Origin of the sequence: Paractinoplanes hotanensis, assembly GCF_023717965.1 — a bacterium.
In the GTDB taxonomy this organism is placed as follows: domain Bacteria; phylum Actinomycetota; class Actinomycetes; order Mycobacteriales; family Micromonosporaceae; genus Actinoplanes; species Actinoplanes polyasparticus.
In genome coordinates this window covers 12,791-30,426 of sequence record NZ_JAMQOL010000012.1, presented here as the reverse complement: position 1 = coordinate 30,426, position 17,636 = coordinate 12,791, and the positions used below count along the sequence as shown (strand labels likewise).

Below are 17,636 nucleotides of genomic sequence, written 5' to 3'. Positions count from 1 at the left end.
GGCGATTTCCGGTCGCCTGCGTGGAGGGGCTGAAGTGCGACCGGCTGGTCATGGCGTACGCCGTGGCCGGCGCGGTCGGCGACGCGGCGCTGAACCTGGTGGGGGTGGCGGTGTTCCTGGTCGCCGTTGTGCCCCTGGCCTGGGGTTTCGGGCGGGACGCCGGCAATCCGGCGGTGCTGCCCCGGCCGTACGGCACCGGTCTGGGCCTGGTCCTGGCCGCGATCGCCGTGATCGCGGTGGCGGGCCGTAAGGGAATCGAAAGGTGGCGCCGGCGGCGGCGGCCGCCCCCGGCTGGGTAGCCTCCCAGCGTGACCCACCTGGTTCTCGTGGTCGACGACGACCCGACCGTCAGCGATGTCGTCCGCCGCTACCTCGAACAGGACGGCTGCCGGGTGCGGCTGGTCGCCGACGGCCTCGCCGCGCTGGCCGCCGTCGACGCCGAGTGCCCGGACCTCGTCGTGCTCGACCTGATGCTCGGCGGTGTCGACGGGCTCGAGGTGTGCCGCCGGCTGCGGCGTGACCGGCCGGACCTGCCTGTCGTCATGCTGACGGCGCTGGGGGAGGAGAGTGACCGGGTGCTCGGTCTCGAGGTGGGCGCGGACGACTACGTGACCAAGCCGTTCAGTCCGCGCGAGCTGGTGCTGCGGGTGCGGTCGGTGCTGCGCCGGACAGCACCGGCGCCGCCGCCGGGCCCGGCGCTGCTGCGCGACGGCGACCTGACGGCTGACACCGGACGGCGGACCGCGGAACTCGGCGGTCATCCGCTGGCGCTGACAGTGCGCGAGTTCGACCTGCTCGAGTTCCTGCTGCGCCATCCGGGCCGGGCCTTCTCCCGGGCGCAACTGCTCGACCAGGTGTGGGGCTGGCAGTTCGGCGACCAGTCGACCGTCACGGTCCACGTCCGCCGCCTGCGCGAGAAGATCGAGGCCGACCCGGCCGCTCCCGTGCGCCTGCTGACCGTGTGGGGCGTCGGCTACCGCTACGAGAGGGCCGGCCATGCGTGACATCCTGCTGATCGGCCTGTACTCGCTGGCCGCGGGCGGGGTGGTCGGCCTCTTCGGGGCGATCGCGCTGCGGATGCTGCGCGGGCGGTCCGTCGCTGTGCATGTGTGCGTGCTGCTGGCCATCACCGTGGCCGCGGTCGTGGCCGGCGTGGTCACCGTCGCGCGGGCCATGTTCCTGTCCCGTCACGACATGCAGGTCGTGCTGCTCACCGTGGCCGCCTCGGCGTTGGTCAGTCTGGCCGTGGGGGTGATCTTCGGGCGCCGGCTGGCCGCCGCGGCCATGTGGGCGGCGCAGGCCCGGGAACAGGAGCGGCGGATGGAGGCCGGCCGCCGGGATCTGGTCGCCTGGGTCTCGCACGATCTGCGGACGCCGCTCGCCGGGCTCCGGGCGATGACCGAGGCCCTGCAGGACGGCGTCGTGGCCGACCGGGCCACCGTCGCCGTCTACCACGAGCGGATCCGCGCCGAGACCGACCGGATGAGCGGCCTGGTCGACGACCTCTTCGAGCTGTCCCGGATCCACGCCGGCGCGCTGCGCCTCGCCCCGGCCGACCTGCCCCTGGCCGACGTGGTGTCCGACGCCGTGGCCGCGGTCGCGCCACTGGCCGGCCGCCGGGGGATCCGGGTCGTGGCCGGGCAGCGCGAGTGGCCCGTGGTGACCGCGGGCCCGGCCGAGCTCAACCGGATCCTCGACAATCTGCTCACCAACTCGGTGCGGTACACCCCGGCCCAGGGGACCATCCGGATCGACGCCGGGCGGGACGGCCGCACGGTGTGGTTCTCGGTGTCGGACAGCTGCGGCGGCATCCCCGACGAGGACCTCGCGCGCGTGTTCGACGTCGCCTTCCGCGGCACCCGCGCCCGCACCCCCGGGGCCGCCGGCGGGGGCGGGCTCGGCCTGGCGATCGTCCGGGGCCTGGTCGAGGCGCACGGCGGGCAGGTGCACGCCCGCAACGTCGTCGGTGGTTGCCGCTTCGAGGTGCGCCTGCCGGCCCGCACGTAGACCCGTCGGGCCTAACCGCTCAGCCCTTTCCCGTCCGGTGCCGATCGGGGGAGTGTGCGGTCTGCTCGCAGTGCGCTCGGCTATTGGCGATCCGCGACGTTGCCGTTGCTGATCTGGCTGCTGCTGGCCGCGATCGCCACGACCGGGCTGCTGTGGCAGCAGCGCGAAAGCCGCCAGGCGGTGGCCCAGCGCTTCGAGTTGCGCGTGTCGCTGATGCGGGACTTCGTCACCAGCTACACCGCCGACCTCATCGAGCGCGAGAGCGTGCAGGCCCGCGCCTCCCTGACCGGCGCTTCCGTCGGGGCGGATCAGTTCCGCCAGGCGGTCGCGGGTTTCGGCTACCCGGCCGCCGTGCTGATCGACAATCGCGGGCGGGCGTTGCAGGTGACCCCGTCCGACCCCGCGGTGATCGGCACGGAACTGACGTCGCGGTACGCCCATCTCCGCATTGCGCTGCGCGAGGGCCGGCCGGCGGTGTCGCCAGTCGTGCGTTCGGCGGTCCGGGGCGTGCCGGTGGTCGCGTTCGCCGTGCCGTTCGACTCCCTGTCAGGGCGGCGGGTGTTCTCCGGGGCGGTGACTGTGCGCGACGGCCCGCTCTCGGCCTATCTGACCAGCGCCCTGTCCTTGTCCGGGGCGCAGATTCAGCTGGTCGACTCGGCCGGCAGCATCGTCGCCGCCAACCGGCCGCTCGACGCCGACATTCCCACGCTGGCCGAGGAGAACGGGCCGCTCGCCGCGGCCGTGGGGCGGAGCGACCACGGTCGCTACCGGGCCGGCGATCAGTGGTGGCGGTACTCCTCCACACCCATCGCCGGCACGCCGTGGAAGCTGTCGGCCACCGTCAGCGAGAACGTGCTGTACGCGGCCCAGGCCGACAACGACCTTGCCGGCCGGGCCGCGCTGATCGGCGCGGCCGCGGTCGGGCTGTTGGTCGTCGTGGCGATCGCCCGTGCCCGCCGCAGCCATGAGGATCTGACCAGCAGCGAGCAACGGTTCCGCAAGATCTTCGACGACTCGGCCATCGGCATGACGCTGACCGACGTCCGCGGCCGGTTCATCCGCGTCAACCCGGCGGCCTGCCGGCTGTTCGGCCGCACCGAGGCCGATCTGATCGGCCGCCGGTACACCGACATGATCCACCCCGACGACCTCGAGGCGGTCCGGGCCCACGGTCGCGCCTTCCTCGAACAGCGCGCCGACAGCTTCCGCCGAGAGGTCCGGTACGTGCACGCCGACGGGCACATCCGCGAGACCGCGACCACCAGCGCCCTGCTGCGCGACGTCGACGGGCGACCGACGCACTTCGCCACCCAGATCGTCGACATGACCGAGCGCCGCGCCCTGGAACGGGCCCGGCTGGCCGGCGAGGCCGAACTCGAGCAACGCGCCCAGCAGCTCCAGGAGGCCAACGCCCACCTGGCCGACTTCATCGCGATGCTCAGCCACGACGTCCAGCAGCCGCTCACCAAGATCGTGGGGCTGGGCGAGCTGCTCCTCGAGGACTGGGACCATTCGTCCGAGGGCGACAAACACAGCGACGTCCGGCGCATCACCTCGGCCGGGCACCGGGCGAGCGAACTGGTCAACGACGTCCTCACGCTCGCCCGGCTCGACGCGGGCGCCATGCGGGCCCGGCCCGTCAGCCTCGACCTCTGCCACCTGGTCCGCGGCGTCGTCAGCGCCCACCAGGCCGGCGAGAGCACACCGGTCCGGGTCGTCGCCCCGGATCAGACGCGGGGGCAGGCCGACCGCAAGCTTCTGGAACTGATCCTCGGCAACCTGCTGAGCAACGCCACCAAGTACGGGGAACCTCCGATCGAGGTGACCGTGGCCAACCGTCCCGACCATGTCGAGATCCGGGTGGCGGACCACGGCGAGGGCGTGCCGGTGTCGTTCGTGCCGCGCCTGTTCGACCGGTTCGCCCGCGCCGAGACCGGGGTTGCCGTCAGCACGAGCGGCACGGGTCTCGGCCTCTATCTGGTGCGGCAGCTGGCCGGGGCCAGCGGTCTGGAGATCGCCTATCAGCCGAACGAGCCGCGCGGCGCCGTCTTCGTGGTCACGGTCCCGTACACCCGCGAGGACGGCCCGTCGCCGGCCCGGACGGGATTCAGCCGGGCCGGCCTGAGAGCGCACGGCATGGGCCCGGCAGCGCAGGACCGCGCCCGCCATGCGGGGTGACGAATCGGGGCGCCCCGGCCCGACGGCGGTTCCCCCGTGGCGGCTGACCCGCACGCTCACCGCGGCCATCGCCGTGGACGCGATCGCCTGGGTGTGGTTCCTGATCGGCCTGCTCCGCCCGACACCCCAGTGGGCCGGCTGGATGCTGCTCCTGTTCGCCGTCCCGATTGCCGCCGTCACGTCCTGGCGCGCCGGGGCCGCCGGGCGGACCTTCTGGCGGTACGTCTCGGCGGGCATGATCGGCCTGGGCCTGGCCTCCGCCGCGGCGGCCCGCGACTACTTCAGCGGCGACCAGCCCGGCCAGCAGATCGGCGGCCTCACGGCGATGCTCTACATCGCGGGTCTGCTGCTGATGCTGCTGGGCCTGTTGCGCATCCCCGGCGCGCAGCGGACCGGCATGGAGTGGACGCGCTTCGGGCTGGATGTCGCGACGATGGTCGTCACCGTCCTGGTCTTCGGCTGGTACCTGGTTCTGCCGCGCTGGGAGAGCTGGACCGACGGCAGCGCCGCGGGCACGGCCTCCGTGGTGGTCGTCGCCACCGCCGCGGTCATCGGCATGCTGGCCTTCGTCAAGGTCTCCTTCACCGGCACCGGCCCGATCGACCGTCGCGCCCTCTACATCCTGACGCTGACCGGCGGCGTCGGGGCCATCGGCGGCGCCATGGCGCCCCTGCTCGCCGAGCGCCCCTACCTGAACATCGGGCACGTGCTGCTGCCGACCACGAGCCTGCTGGTCTGTCTGGCGGCCGACCGTCAGCTGCGGGCCACCCGGGCCGGCCGGCCCGCATCCCGGCCGCTGTCGCGCCGGCCGAGCGTTCTGCCGTACACGGCGGTGCTGGCCACCGGCGCGCTGCTGCTGACCGGCGCCGTCACCCGGGCGCCGGACCTGCTGGGGGTCGCGGTCGGCGCGGTCGCCGTCACGCTGCTGGTCGCGGCCCGGCAGATCGTCGCCCTGCGGGACAACGCCCGGCTGCTCGACGACCTCGACGCCCGCCAGCGGGAACTGACCCACCAGGCCGGCCACGACAGCCTCACCGGTCTGGCCAACCGCACCGTGCTGATCGCCGAGATCGACGCCGCGCTGACCGAAGGGCCGGCCGGCGTGAGCGTCGCCCTGATCGACCTGGACGACTTCAAGGCCATCAACGACGACCTCGGGCACGCCGTGGGTGACGCGCTTCTCGTCTCGGTGGCCGAGCGGATCGCGGTCCAGCTGCCGGCCGGCGCCGTGCTGGCCCGGCTGGGCGGCGACGAGTACGCCGTCCTGCTGCGGGGCGGGCACTGCGCCGCCCTCGCGGCGATTACCGCCGGCCTGCGCCGGCCGCTGCCGGCCGCCGCTCACGAGTTGGTCGTCGAGGCGAGCGTGGGGCTGGCCGAGGCCCGCGCCGGCGACACCGCGAGCGAGTTGATCCGCCGGGCCGACGTCGCGATGTACGAGGCGAAGGGGCAGGGCAAGGGCCGGCACGTGGTCTTCGACGACCGGATGGACCAGCGCACCGCCGAGCAGTCCCGGCTCGCCGCCGACCTGCGCAGCGCGCTCGACACCGACCAGCTGCACCTGCTCTACCAGCCGATCGTCGCGATGCCGGGCGGCGAGCTGGCCGCGGTCGAGGCCCTGGTGCGCTGGACCCACCCGGATCGCGGCCCGATCGGGCCCGCGGTGTTCATCCCCGCCGCCGAGCGCACCGGTCTGATCGTGCCGCTGGGCGCCTGGATCCTCGAGCAGGCGTGCCGGCAGGCCATCCGGTGGCAGCAGACGATGGGCGCCGCCGCACCCGGTTCGGTCAGCGTGAACGTCTCCGCACGGCAGCTGCGCGAAGCCGGGTTCGCCGGTGAGGTCGCCGCCGTGCTCCGGCGTACGGGTCTGCCGCCGCACGTCCTCACCGTCGAGGTCACCGAGACCGCTGTGTTCGACGGCGGCACGGCGCTCGACGAGCTGAAGTCCATCGCCGCCCTGGGCGTCAAGATCGCGCTCGACGACTTCGGCACCGGCCATTCCTCGCTGGGACTGCTGCGTACGTGCCCGGCCGACGTCCTGAAGGTCGACAAGTCGTTCGTCGACGACGTGACCGCCGACGGCCCGCAGGCGGTGGTGGTGGCCGCCCTGATCAGCATCTGTGACGGCATGCGGCTCCGCGCCGTCGCCGAGGGCGTCGAGACCGCCGAGCAGGCCGCCCGGCTGTACGAGCTCGGCTACCGCTACGCCCAGGGCTACTTCTACGGCCGCCCCATGCCGCCCGAGGACATCGCCACGTATCGTCCGGCGCACGGCCCGGCCACCCAGCTGACGCTCTCCACCGTCGCCGACCGGAGCACCTGGCCGGCTCTGCCGAGCGGGGGCTGAGCAGCGGGATCGCTCGGACGGGACAACTCAAGAGTGGATGGCGGTGGCCGATCAGAGCCAGGTAGGGCCGGCCGCCGGCCGGTGGGAGGAAGGGCAACGATCGTGACCATGTCCACGGCGACGAGTGCCGCCGGGTCGCCGGCCGCGGGTGCTGACGGCTCCGGTGACCCGCAGATCGAACGGCTGCTCGACCTGGCCCGCGCCTACCTCGGCATGGAGGTGGCCTGGCTGTCGCGGTTCTCCGGGGGACAGCAGGTGATCACGGCGGCCACCGGCCTGACGACCGGCATGAACGTCACCGTCGGGGAGGGCACCGAACTGGCCGGCTCCTTCTGCGCGCGGGTCGTCGCCGGCACACTTCCGGCCACCATCACCGATGCGCGCCGGCACCCGGTCACCCGCGAGCTCGACGTGACCCGGGAGCTCAACATCGGCTCCTACGTCGGCGCGCCCTGGCGTGACGCCGACGGCAACGTGGCAGGCATGCTGTGCTGCCTCAGCCGCAGCGCCGACCCGGATCTCGACATCCCCGCGGCCCGCTACATGAGCATGCTCGCCGACCTGATCGGCGACCACCTGGGCAGCGCCGCCACCCTCGCGAGCCGGGAGACCCGGCGGGCCGAGGCCGTCGTCCGCGACATCCTGCGCACGAGCGCCGTGCGGACCGTGGTGCAACCGGTCGTCCGCCTGGCCGACGGGGCCACGGTCGCGTTCGAGGCGCTGTCCCGTTTCGAGCCGGCGGCCTTCGCCACCCCGGACCGGGCGTTCGCCGCGGCCGCCGTCTGCGGGCTCAGCATCGATCTCGAGCTGCTCGCCCTCGAACACGCCCTGCGCCTGCGTGACGGCCTGCCCGCCGCGATGTGGCTCGGGATCAACCTGTCGCCCGAGGCGGTGAGCACGTCGGCCGCTCGTGACCTGCTGCTGCCGCACGCCGGCCGCCGGATCGGGGTGGAGCTCACCGAGCACACCCCGGTCGGCGACTACGACGAGCTCAACGCCCACCTGGCGCCGTTGCGGGCGGCCGGGATCCAGGTCGTCGTCGACGACGCCGGAGCCGGGTTCGCCAGCCTGAACCACATCCTGCAGCTGCGCCCGGACACCATCAAGCTCGACATCTCGCTGGTCCGCGGCGTCCACCAGGACCCGGTGCGCCGGGCGCTGGCCCGGTCCCTGGTGGGCTTCGCCGGCGAGATCGGCGCCGCGCTGCTGGCCGAAGGAGTCGAGACCCCAGCCGAGCGTGACGCGCTGCAGGAGATCGGTGTGCCCTTCGGCCAGGGCTACCTCTGGGGCCGGCCGCAGGCCCCGGAGGGCGCACGATGCGGCCGGCCCGATCTCAGCCCTTCACCGCGCCGGTGAGACCGCCGACGATGCGGCGTTCGAACAGGCTGAAGAACACCAGCGCTGGGATCATGGACAGCGAGGTGAACGCGAGCACCCTCGCCGTGTCGACCGAGTACTGCGAGGCGAAGGCCTGCACCCCCAGCGGCAGCGTGAAGGTGTCCTGGTCGTTGAGAATGAACAGCGGCAGCAGGTAGCTGTTCCAGCTGCCGACGAAGGCCAGGATCCCGGTGGTGATCAGTCCGGGGACCGACAGCGGCAGCACCATCCGCCAGAAGAAGCCGAGCCGGCTGCAGCGGTCGATGGCGGCGGCCTCCTCGATCTCCTTGGGGATGGCCTGCAGGAACGGCACCAGGATGATGATCGTGACCGGCAGGCCGAATGCGATCTGCGGCAGGATCACGCCGGGCAGCGTGTTCACCAGGCCCAGGTTCTTGACCAGGATGTAGAGCGGCGTGATGGCGACCGTGGCCGGGAACATGAGCCCGGCGGCGAACAGCGCGTACATCGCCCCGCGGCCGCGGAATTTGTACCGGGCCAGGACGTAGCTGGCCATGACACCCAGGCCGACCACAGCGACAGTGGTGATGACCGCGACGATCGTCGAGTTGCCGACCTGGCGCCAGAAGTTCTCGCTGGCCAGGATGTCGGTGTAGTTCTCGAACACCCACGGGTTGGGCAGGCCGGCCGGGTCGACGGTGATCTGCGAGTTGGTCCGGAACCCGCCGACGATGATGTAGATGACCGGCCCGAGCATGAGGCCGATCAGCATCAGGGCGGCGAGGTAGACAGTCAGGTTGCGCCCGGAATCTCTGGTCGCGGCCATTCCTACCGCCCTTCGGTGAGTGCGCCCTCGGTGTCCCGGCGCAGAACGAAGCGCTGGTAGATCAGCGCGATGACCATGGAGATGATGAAGAGCACGACCGCCACGGCGTTGCCGTAGCCGTAGTTGCCCGCGTTGCGGCCCTCGGTGACCATGTAGGTGGCCATGGTCGAGGTGCCGGCGGTCGCGGCGACGTACTGGCCCCAGATGATGTAGACGAGGTCGAACAGCTGCAGCGAGCCGATGATCGACAGGAACGCCCAGATCCGGATGGTCGGCGCGAGCAGCGGCAGGGTGATGCGCCGCTGGGTCTGCCAGAAGGAGGCGCCGTCGACCGCGGCCGCCTCGCTCAGCTCGTCGGGGATGTTCTGCATCCCGGCCAGGAACAGGATCACCGCGAACCCGACGTACTTCCAGGTCAGGATGAACATGAGCGACCAGATGGCCAGTTTCGGGTTGGCCAGCCAGTCCTGGACGACTCCGCCGAGACCGATGGATCTGAGCACGTCGTTCGCGGCGCCGTTGGTCTGCAGGATCAGGGCCCAGGCCGTTCCGACGATGACCTCGGCGATCACGTACGGCACGAAGATGAGCACCCGGATGACGGACTGACCCCGCATCCGGCGGTTGAGCAGCAGAGCGAGGAGGACCGCAACCGGGCCCTGCAGCACCAGTGACAGCACGAGGATCTGGCCGTTGTGCCACAGCGCATCGTGGAACGAGCTGTCTTGCAGGATGGTCACGTAGTTGTCGAACCAGACGAAGTCGGTCGGCTTCCCGAAACCTTTCCACCGGTAGAAGCCGTAGTACGCGGCCATCAGCACCGGGAAGATCACAAAGCCGACGAACACCAGGATCGCCGGCCCGGACAGCGCCGCGATCTCGAGCCGCTGGGCCCAGCCGATGCCGCGCCGGCGGGGGCGCAACGGGGGCGGCGCCTGAACGCCGCCTCCGTCGCGCACACGATCGCCCGGCGCCTCGTGAGTGAGCGCCACGCTTTCTCAGCCCTTCTTGGCCGCGTCGTTCACGGACTTGATGATGCCGGCCACGTCGCCCTTTCCGGCCAGCAGGTTCACGACGCCGATGTTGAGGGCGTTACCGACGTTCTGGCCGTAGACCGTGTCCAGCCACTGCGACACGTACGGGGCCTTGTTGTAGGCGTCGAGGACGGCCTTGAGGTAGTCCTCGGTGACGGCGCCCTGGGCTTCCTTGCTCACCGGCAGCGAGTTGAAGGCCTTGTAGTACGCCTCCTGCACGGGCTTGGTGAGGATGTAGTTGAGGAAGTCGGCGCACTCCTTGGGCGCCTGCGCCGAACAGGAGTAGCCGTCGGCGCCGCCCATGATCGCGGCCGGGTCGCCCTGGCCGCCGGCAACCGCCGGGAAGGGGAAGAAGCCGAGGTCGGGCAGCGGCTTCTTGTCCTTCGTGAGGCCGGCGATCACGCCCGGGTCCCAGGAGCCCATCAGTTCCATGCCCGCCTTGCCGTTGGCGATCAGGCCGGCCGAGCTGCCCGCGCCCTGCTGGGCCGAGGTGGTCAGGAAGCCGTCGTTGAAGGGCTTGGTGTCGGAGAAGGTCTTGAGGTCCTCGCCGGCCTTGGTCCAGCAGGGGTCGCCGAAGTTCTTGTCCTTGGCCGCGGCGTCGAGTGAGGCCTGGCTGCAGGCGCGCAGGGCGAAGAAGTAGTACCAGTGAGCGGCCGGCCAGGCGTCCTTGCCGCCGAGCGCGATCGGCGTCCCGTTGGCCTTGAGCTTGCTCGCCGCCGCGGTGAGTTCCTCCATGGTGGTCGGTGTGGCGGTCACACCGGCCTTCTTGAAGGTGTCCTTGCTGTACCAGAAGCCGCCCGGGAGGATCGAGACCGGCACGGAGTACGTCTTGCCGTCGACCTGGCCGGTGCCCAGAGCGGCGTCGCCCACCGCCTGCTTGGTCGCATCGGTGATGTCGCCGGTGATGTCCTTGAGCTGACCCGCCTCGACCATCGCGGCCATCTTGCCGCCGCCGCGCTGCAGGAAGAGGTCGGGCGCGGAACCGGAGTTCAGCGAGGTCTGCAGCTTGCCGTCCAGATCCTCGTTCTGGATCGACTGGATCTTGATCTTGACGGTCGGATTGGCCGTCTGGAAGTCGGCCACCGCCTTGTCCCAGAACGCCTTGCCGGGACCGGTGGTGGAGTTGTGCCAGAGCGTCATCTCGACGTTGCCGCCCGAGTCGGAGCCGCCCCCGTCCTCGTCGCCACCACTGCAGGCGGCCAGGCCCATCGTGCTCATCGCCACGACGGCAGCCGCGGCCAGAAATCTTCTAGGCGCCATGAAGTCACCTCTCGGTACCGAAAGTTTCGGAGTGTTTCCGGAATGTGAAGCCAAGCTATGAAGTGAGCAATGTGCATGTCAAGATACTCGTCACCATGAGGTGGAAGTTGTTGCTAACGTGCAACTCTCGAAGCGGCGGCAGCACACCGAACTGAAACGTTTCGCAGAGGATCGGAAGTTGCATCCGTGCAGTCCACCGAGCTGGGCCGGGTCTGCGGCGGCGTCCTTCGGCGTCGCTGCGTCCGGAACTGACGTTCTCCGCCGACCGGAAGGCTCCTGAATGGCCATCGAAGCTGTGCTCAACGTCGACCTCGACGGACCTCGGATCAGCCGGCACCTCTACGGGCACTTCGCCGAGCACCTGGGCCGCTGTGTCTACGGCGGGTTCTACGTCGGCGAGGACTCCGACATCCCGCACGAGCGCGGCCTGCGCCTCGACGTCGTGGACGCCCTGCGCGAGCTGAGCATCCCGAACCTGCGCTGGCCCGGCGGCTGCTTCGCCGACGAGTACCACTGGCGTGACGGCATCGGGCCCAAGGAGCAGCGGCCCGTCATGGTCAACACCCACTGGGGCGGGGTCGAGGAGAACAACCACTTCGGCACGCACGAGTTCATGGCGCTCTGCGAGATGCTCGGCGCGGAACCGTACATCGCCGGCAACGTCGGCTCCGGCACGGTTCGCGAGATGAGCGAATGGGTGGAGTACCTGACCCGCGCCGGTGACTCGCCGATGGCCCGGTTGCGCCAGGCCAACGGACGCGACGAGCCGTGGCCGGTGCGGTTCTGGGGGCTGGGCAACGAGGCGTGGGGATGCGGCGGCAACATGACCGCTGAGCACTACGCGCAGGAGGCCCGCCGCTACGGCACCTACTGCCGCGACTACGGCGACAACAAGCTCTACAAGATCGCCGCCGGGGCCAACAGCGCCGACTACGCCTGGACCGAGACGCTGATGAAGCAGCTCGGGCCGCTCGGCTGCCGGCACATCGAGAGCACGGCGTACCACGCGCTGTCCGTGCACTACTACACGCTGACCGGCCCCACCTGGGAGCAGAAGGGTTCGGCGACCGCGTTCGACACCGACGAGTACTACACGACGATGGTGTCCGCGGCCCGCATCGACGAGATCCTGAGCGGGCACGCGGCGGTGATGGACTGCTACGACCCGGGCCGCTCGGTCGGCCTGGTGCTGGACGAGTGGGGCACGTGGTTCGACGTGGAGCCCGGCACCAACCCGGGCTTCCTCTACCAGCAGAACACCCTGCGCGACGCCCTCGTGGCCGGGACGCACTTCGACGTGTTCCACCGGCACGCCGACCGCCTCGTGATGGCCAACATCGCGCAGACGGTGAACGTGCTGCAGGCGATGATCCTGACCGACCCGGACTCGCAGGCCATGGTGCTCACCCCGACCTACCACGTGTTCCGGATGAACCGCGGTCATCAGGACGCGACGTCGCTGCGGGTTGATTTCCGCACCGCCCCGCCGTCGCGCCGGGTCGGCGACGCCACGCTGACCACCGTGTCGATGTCGGCCAGCCGCAAGGACGGGCGGCTGCTGATCTCCCTGTCCAACCTCGACGCCGACACGGCCGCCGACGTCGAGATCGAGCTGCGGGGCGGCGCCGTCGAGACGGTCGAGGCGCTGATCCTGACGTCCGGAGCGCTGCAGGACCACAACACCCCGCAGGCCCCGTCGGCCGTCACGCCGCGCTCGTACGACGGCGTGACGGTGGCCGGTGGCCGGCTGCGGGCACACCTGCCGGCCCATTCGTTCGTCACCGTGAGCGGCGCTCTGTGAGCCGGTCCGCGTGAGTCAGTCCGTTCGGTAGACGGCCCGGTCGAAGTCGGCGTAGCCACCCTCGGCGCCGAGATCCTGCACCCAGAGCCCGACGAAGGCGCCGGTGAAGCCCCACGCCTCGGGTTCACCGGGGACGATCGTGGCGGCGTACTCGTCGGACAGGGTCGTGGCGTCGAAGGTGCGGCCGAGGTCGTACCAGACCGGCGCCGGGCCCGGGTTCGTCGTGTAGGCGAAGGTCAGGGCCGGGCCGTCCAGGCGGATGCGCAGACCGATCCGGGGCACACCGTCGACCACGGTCCGCAGGCCCGGCGCGGTGGTGACGTGCCCGCTGTCGCAGACGAGCAGATCGAGCACCGGCGTGCCGTCGTCGTCGGCCGTCCAGTGCAGGTAGTACCAGTTGCGGGAGTTGTAGTACGCCGTGACTCCGGCCAGCTGGCGGGCGTTGCCGGGCTCGAACTCGCACGTCGCCTCGAAGGTGCACTGCTGGGCCGTCACCCGGCGGGCCACCAAGCTCGGGCGGTGCCGGGCCATCGGTGACTGACCGCCGTGGATCCGCAGGTGGGACGGGCGGGCGGACAGGTCGATCCAGTCCGGGGTGGCCGGGCGGCGCAGGGTCGACCAGTTGGGGCCGAGCACGGGCGCGTCGAAGTGGTCGTCCTCGACCTGCTCGGAGGACGGCGGCCGGGCGGTGATGACGACGCCGGCCGGGGCCGGAACCCGCTCAGCCGGCACGCTGTCGTGGATGCGGGGCCAGGCGTCGGGCGCCCAGTCCACCCTTTGCAGGGCGGCTTCCCGGCCGAGAACGCAGCGGCCGGTCGGCGCGTAGGGCCGGGCCACCAGGTGCGCCAGGTACCACTCGCCGGCCGGGGTTTGCACGAGGCTGCCGTGACCGGCCTTCTGCAGGGACAGATCCGGACGTCCGGACGAGGTCAGCAACGGGCCCCCGGGGTCCACTTCGTACTCGCCGAACAGGTGCCGGGACCGGGCGACGGTGACCTGGTGCGTCCAGCTGGTGCCGCCCTCCGCGGTGACCAGGTAGTACCAGCCGTCCTTGCGGTAGATGTTGGGCGCCTCGGTGAGACCGGCGTCGGTGCCTTCGAAGATGAGCCGGGCCGGACCGGTCAGCCGGCGCTCGTCGTGGTCGTACCGCTGGATCTCGATGCCGGCGAAGCGGTTGCGGCCCGGTCGCCAGTCGGCGCGCATCGAGAGCATCCAGGTGGCGCCGTCCTCGTCGTGGAACAGCGAGGAGTCGAATCCGCGGCCGTGCAGAACCACCGGGTCCGACCACGGGCCGGCCATGCTGGGCGCGGTGACCAGATAGTTCTGCGGGTCCCAGTAGCCGCCCGCGAACGTGGCCACGTCGGTGTAGAGCAGATGGAACAACCCATGGGCGTACGTCAGATTGGGCGCCCAGATGCCACAGGAGTCGGCGGCGCCGGCGAGATCGAGCAGCCGCCGCTCGGTCAGCGCGCCGCCGAGCGGTTGCCAGTGGACGAGGTCGGTCGAGTGGTGCACCCGGACGCCCGGGTACCACTCGAACGTCGACGTGGCGATGTAGTAGTCGGCGCCGACCCGCACGATCGACGGGTCCGGGTGGAACCCGGGCAGCACCGGGTTCCGGATCATCCAGTGGTCGGTCCCGCCGTCACCGACGGAGGAGGCAGCGGCCTTGGCGATCGTCATGACAACCCTTCCCCTTGGAGGTGGCGCGGCGGCCGTCACCGCCGCGCCACGGAAGATCCGCAAATCAGCTGGTCCGGCAGGTGACCGTGGGCCAGGTCCAGTTGCCGTTGGCCATGATGGTCACGCCGAAGTTGTTGCCGTTGCCGTTCGGTCGTGCGGTGACTGTTCCGGTGGTGCCGGAGACAGCGGCGTTCCAGCTGTTCTGGATGCTCTGACCGCCGTTGAGGGAGAGCCCGACGGTCCAGTTGCTGGTGTTCTGCACGGAGACGTTGAGGTTGAACCGGTCACCGAACTGCTCGCCGGCCGAGAGCACCGCGGTGCAGTTGCTGCCGTTGTTCGGCGGGGGAGTGGTCGGGTTGGTGGTGCCCCCGCCGGTGCCCTCGCGGACGGTGATGTCGGAGCTGCCCTGGCTCTGGTAGCCCTCGGTCGCCATCACCTGGTAGCTGTGGTTGGTGCCGAGGTTGAGTCCGGCGCGGGCCCAGGCGTCGAAGTGGTTGGCCGTGGTGATCGTGCCGGAGCTGCGCTTCTGCTGCCGGACGCTCCAGAACTGGTAGAAGGTCTGGTTGCCGTCGATCGACGGCGCGTTGACCCGCTGGCTGCGCAGGATGTCGTAGGTGCCGCCGTCGGTGGTGACGGTGCCCATGCGGGTGGCGCCGCTGCTCGGGTTGTAGCTGCCGAAGTTCTCGACGACGTAGTACTCGATGAGCGGGTTGCGGGTCCAGCCGTACAGGGCGAGGTAGGTGTTGTTGTTGCCCGGGTTGTAGCTGCCGGAGTAGGTCACGGTTCGGCGGTTGCCGGTGGCCCACCCCTTGCCGCCGACCCAGTTGTTGGTGCTGCGGTCCCAGCTGCTGGTGTACCGGCCGTCGGCGCGCAGCGTCATGCTGGCGTTGCCGCTGTCCTTCCAGAACGAGAAGTAGTAGCCGTTGTGCGTGCCGGTGAGGTTCGACGTGAGGGTCCGGTCGGCCTCGGCGTACGCGTTGGGTGCGGCGACCATGGTGCCGCCGGCGGCCAGGACGGCGGCGCACGCGGTGCCGAGCAGCAGCCGGAGGCGGCCCCGCCGGGGGCGTTGGGGACGGGCGGATTCTGCGGTCATCTGAGTGTGTCCTCCTAGGCGAGGGGCTGACGGGGAGCAGCCCCGTGGGCACATACCACGTCGGGAAGCCGGTGACGACGCTGAGCGCCACCGTGGACCGGTGGACCGTCGTGGCGGGGATGACGTCCATTGAGGGTCGTCATTGCGGAATCGTGTCCCGCAGCGTGGGGGCTTGTCAACAACTTACGGAAACATTGCGGAAATTCCGGTGCTGCTCCGTGCCTCGCCCTTGGCTTTGCCCCCAGCTCACGGCACTCAAGGGGCCCTGAAATTCTCAAGAGTCGTGGGTGGATCAGCGCTTCGGTCAGACCATAGCCCGAAACTTCCGGCGAACGGAGCGATAAGTCGGCCCGGGTCGCCAACGGGCGCGGGGGGGGGGGGGGGGGGGGGGGGGGGGGGCCCCCCCGCCCCCCCCCCCCCCCCCGCCCCCCCCCGCGCCCCCCCGCGGGGGGGGGGGGGGGGGGGGGGGGGGGGGGGCGCCCCCCCCCCGCCCCCACCGCGAATCGGCTCAGCTCAGGCTGAACCGCTGGTTGGCCTGGCCGTTGCAGTCGTAGATCTGCACCTGCTGGCCGTTGCCGGTGCCCCACACGTCCAGGCACCGTCCGGACTGGACGCCGGTGATGGTTCCGTTGGAGTTGACGTTCCACTGCTGGTTGGTCTGACCGTGGCAGCTGTAGATCTGCACGGCGGCGCCGTTGCCGGAGCCGGCGGCGTCCAGGCACCGCGAGCCGTACACGGTCAGCTGCTTGCTCGAGTTGAGCGTCCACTTCTGCTGGGCCTGGCCGTTGCAGTCGTAGAGCTGAACCCGCGTGCCGTTGGTCTGCGTCGCGCCCGGCACATCGATGCAGCGACCCGACTGGGCGCCCAGGATCCGCGTTCCGTCCCCGGTGGGCGGCGGCGTGGTCGTCGGCGGGGGAGTGGTGGTCGGCGGGGGCGTGGTGGGGTTGCCCGGGCCGGCCGAGTTGAGGGCGTTGAGCACCGAGGTGTACGCGGCCTTCTTGTTGCCGTTGCCGTCGAAGAGCAGCGGGTTCTCACTGGCCCGCCACGAGTCGCTGTCGCGGACGCCCCACACCGTGATGCCGATGCAGCGGGGGACGTTGAGACAGGCCTGGGTGAGCCCGGCGTACTGGGTGGTCGACGAGTTGGTGACGTCGACCTCGGTCAGCGCCACATCGACCCCGAGGGCCGCGAAGCTCGACAGGGTGGTCTGGAAGTTGCCGGGTAGCGAGCTGCCGCCGGTGAAGTGGGTCTGCAGCCCCACGCAGTCGATCGGCACGCCCCGGGACTTGAAGTCCCGGATCATGTTGTAGACGCCCTGCGTCTTGCCGTAGGACCAGTTCTCGATGTTGTAGTCGTTGTAGCAGAGCTTGACCGCCGGGTCGGCGGCGCGTGCCGTGCGGAACGCGACCTCGATCCAGTCGTTGCCGGTGCCCTGCAGGTTGGACGACCGCCGGCTGCCGTCCTCGTTGAACGCCTCGTTGACCACGTCCCAGGCGCCGATCTTGCCCTTGTAGTGGGCCAGCACGCCGTTGATGTGCTCGATCATCGCCTGGCGCAGGGCGCTGCCGTTGAGGCTCTGCATCCAGCCGGGCTGCTGGGCGTGCCAGGCCAGCGTGTGGCCGCGCACCTGGAGGCCGCGCTGGGTCGCCCAGTTGTAGATCTGGTCGCCGGAGCTGAAGTTGAACTGGCCCCGGTTGGGTTGCAGGGCGTCCGGCTTCATCTCGTTCTCGGCCGTGATCATGTTGAACTCACGCGCGGCGATGGTGGTGTACGTCGAGTTGCTGAGCCGGCTCGCCGCGATGGCCGTGCCGAAGTACCGGCCCGACTGGGCGGCCGCGGCGCCGAGCGTGCTCTCGGCGGCGCTCGCGTTCGGCATCACCATGACCACGCCGGCGGCCGTGACGGCCGCGACAGCGCCGCTGATCAGCAGCCGCAGCCGCAGCGATCGACGTCGCGCGGAGCCGGCGGCGCCGGGAGGAGAAAGAACTGCCACAGGGGTATCCCTTCTTTCGTCCGCGTTCCGGGCATGGAGCATCCCGCGCGGCCGGGGCGATTCCCGTAAAGGCGCAGGG

General features: G+C 70.9%; 13 protein-coding genes. 7 read left to right on the top strand and 6 right to left on the bottom strand.

Features of this window, described 5'->3' with window-relative positions; translation table 11 throughout:
• Positions 1-20 precede the first annotated feature (20 nt).
• The 6 genes from LXN57_RS09930 to LXN57_RS09905 all read left to right on the top strand — a co-directional run bounded on the left by LXN57_RS09930 (position 21) and on the right by LXN57_RS09905 (position 7,885).
• Positions 21-299 carry a hypothetical protein gene (locus LXN57_RS09930; protein ID WP_251797736.1) on the top strand — a complete coding sequence of 93 codons (279 nt, stop codon included), beginning with the start codon at positions 21-23 and terminating at the stop codon, positions 297-299.
• Between the two features lie 9 nt (positions 300-308).
• Positions 309-1,004, top strand: coding sequence for a response regulator transcription factor (locus LXN57_RS09925; protein WP_251797735.1), 696 nt, complete (start codon positions 309-311; stop codon positions 1,002-1,004).
• A complete protein-coding gene (locus LXN57_RS09920) occupies positions 997-2,007 on the top strand; it encodes a sensor histidine kinase (RefSeq protein WP_251797734.1) in 1,011 nt (336 codons plus the stop codon). Before LXN57_RS09925 ends, LXN57_RS09920 begins: the two co-directional genes overlap by 8 nt.
• 99 nt (positions 2,008-2,106) lie before the next feature.
• Positions 2,107-4,185 (top strand): sensor histidine kinase, encoded by a 2,079-nt coding sequence (locus LXN57_RS09915; protein WP_251797733.1) that lies wholly within the window; start codon positions 2,107-2,109, stop codon positions 4,183-4,185.
• Positions 4,175-6,529, top strand: coding sequence for a putative bifunctional diguanylate cyclase/phosphodiesterase (locus LXN57_RS09910; protein ID WP_251797732.1), 2,355 nt, complete (start codon positions 4,175-4,177; stop codon positions 6,527-6,529). The genes LXN57_RS09915 and LXN57_RS09910 overlap by 11 nt, the downstream gene beginning before the upstream one ends.
• Before the next feature lie 108 nt (positions 6,530-6,637).
• Positions 6,638-7,885 (top strand): sensor domain-containing phosphodiesterase, encoded by a 1,248-nt coding sequence (locus LXN57_RS09905; protein ID WP_251797731.1) that lies wholly within the window; start codon positions 6,638-6,640, stop codon positions 7,883-7,885.
• On the opposite strand, the gene LXN57_RS09900 is transcribed toward LXN57_RS09905, so the two are convergent.
• From LXN57_RS09900 to LXN57_RS09890, 3 genes are all read right to left on the bottom strand, one after another.
• Positions 7,863-8,693: a carbohydrate ABC transporter permease gene (locus LXN57_RS09900; RefSeq protein ID WP_251797730.1), complete on the bottom strand. Its 831-nt coding sequence runs from the start codon at positions 8,691-8,693 to the stop codon at positions 7,863-7,865. The two genes, LXN57_RS09905 and LXN57_RS09900, sit on opposite strands and share 23 nt — an antisense overlap.
• A gap of 2 nt (positions 8,694-8,695) precedes the next feature.
• Positions 8,696-9,616, bottom strand: a complete 921-nt coding sequence (locus LXN57_RS09895; protein WP_438872860.1) for a carbohydrate ABC transporter permease — start codon at positions 9,614-9,616, stop codon at positions 8,696-8,698.
• A gap of 75 nt (positions 9,617-9,691) precedes the next feature.
• Complete coding sequence (locus LXN57_RS09890; RefSeq protein WP_251797728.1) at positions 9,692-10,987, bottom strand: ABC transporter substrate-binding protein; 1,296 nt, start codon at positions 10,985-10,987, stop codon at positions 9,692-9,694.
• Between the two features lie 280 nt (positions 10,988-11,267).
• Here LXN57_RS09890 and LXN57_RS09885 point away from each other — a divergent pair, with 280 nt between their 5' ends.
• Positions 11,268-12,788: an alpha-N-arabinofuranosidase gene (locus LXN57_RS09885; RefSeq protein ID WP_251797727.1), complete on the top strand. Its 1,521-nt coding sequence runs from the start codon at positions 11,268-11,270 to the stop codon at positions 12,786-12,788.
• Between the two features lie 15 nt (positions 12,789-12,803).
• On the opposite strand, the gene LXN57_RS09880 is transcribed toward LXN57_RS09885, so the two are convergent.
• The 3 genes from LXN57_RS09880 to LXN57_RS09870 form a co-directional block, all read right to left on the bottom strand.
• Entirely contained in the window at positions 12,804-14,471 is a 1,668-nt protein-coding gene (locus LXN57_RS09880) for a glycoside hydrolase family 43 protein (RefSeq protein ID WP_251797726.1), read from the bottom strand.
• 64 nt (positions 14,472-14,535) lie between these two features.
• The gene (locus LXN57_RS09875) at positions 14,536-15,564 is read right to left on the bottom strand and encodes a glycoside hydrolase family 11 protein (protein ID WP_251797725.1); all 1,029 of its coding nucleotides are present in this window, start codon (positions 15,562-15,564) and stop codon (positions 14,536-14,538) included.
• A 508-nt stretch (positions 15,565-16,072) separates the two neighbouring features.
• The gene (locus tag LXN57_RS09870) at positions 16,073-17,446 is read right to left on the bottom strand and encodes an endo-1,4-beta-xylanase (RefSeq protein WP_251797897.1); all 1,374 of its coding nucleotides are present in this window, start codon (positions 17,444-17,446) and stop codon (positions 16,073-16,075) included.
• Positions 17,447-17,636 lie beyond the last annotated feature (190 nt).

Bases quoted from the DNA above. Each gene is read 5' to 3' on its own strand.
- LXN57_RS09920 (WP_251797734.1), top strand. From the start codon at position 997: ATGCGTGACATCCTGCTGATCGGCCTGTACTCGCTGGCCGCGGGCGGG.
- LXN57_RS09910 (WP_251797732.1), top strand. From the start codon at position 4,175: ATGCGGGGTGACGAATCGGGGCGCCCCGGCCCGACGGCGGTTCCCCCG.
- LXN57_RS09905 (WP_251797731.1), top strand. From the start codon at position 6,638: ATGTCCACGGCGACGAGTGCCGCCGGGTCGCCGGCCGCGGGTGCTGAC.
- LXN57_RS09900 (WP_251797730.1), bottom strand. From the start codon at position 8,693: ATGGCCGCGACCAGAGATTCCGGGCGCAACCTGACTGTCTACCTCGCC.
- LXN57_RS09890 (WP_251797728.1), bottom strand. From the start codon at position 10,987: ATGGCGCCTAGAAGATTTCTGGCCGCGGCTGCCGTCGTGGCGATGAGC.
- LXN57_RS09885 (WP_251797727.1), top strand. From the start codon at position 11,268: ATGGCCATCGAAGCTGTGCTCAACGTCGACCTCGACGGACCTCGGATC.
- LXN57_RS09880 (WP_251797726.1), bottom strand. From the start codon at position 14,471: ATGACGATCGCCAAGGCCGCTGCCTCCTCCGTCGGTGACGGCGGGACC.
- LXN57_RS09875 (WP_251797725.1), bottom strand. From the start codon at position 15,564: ATGACCGCAGAATCCGCCCGTCCCCAACGCCCCCGGCGGGGCCGCCTC.
- LXN57_RS09870 (WP_251797897.1), bottom strand. From the start codon at position 17,446: ATGGTGATGCCGAACGCGAGCGCCGCCGAGAGCACGCTCGGCGCCGCG.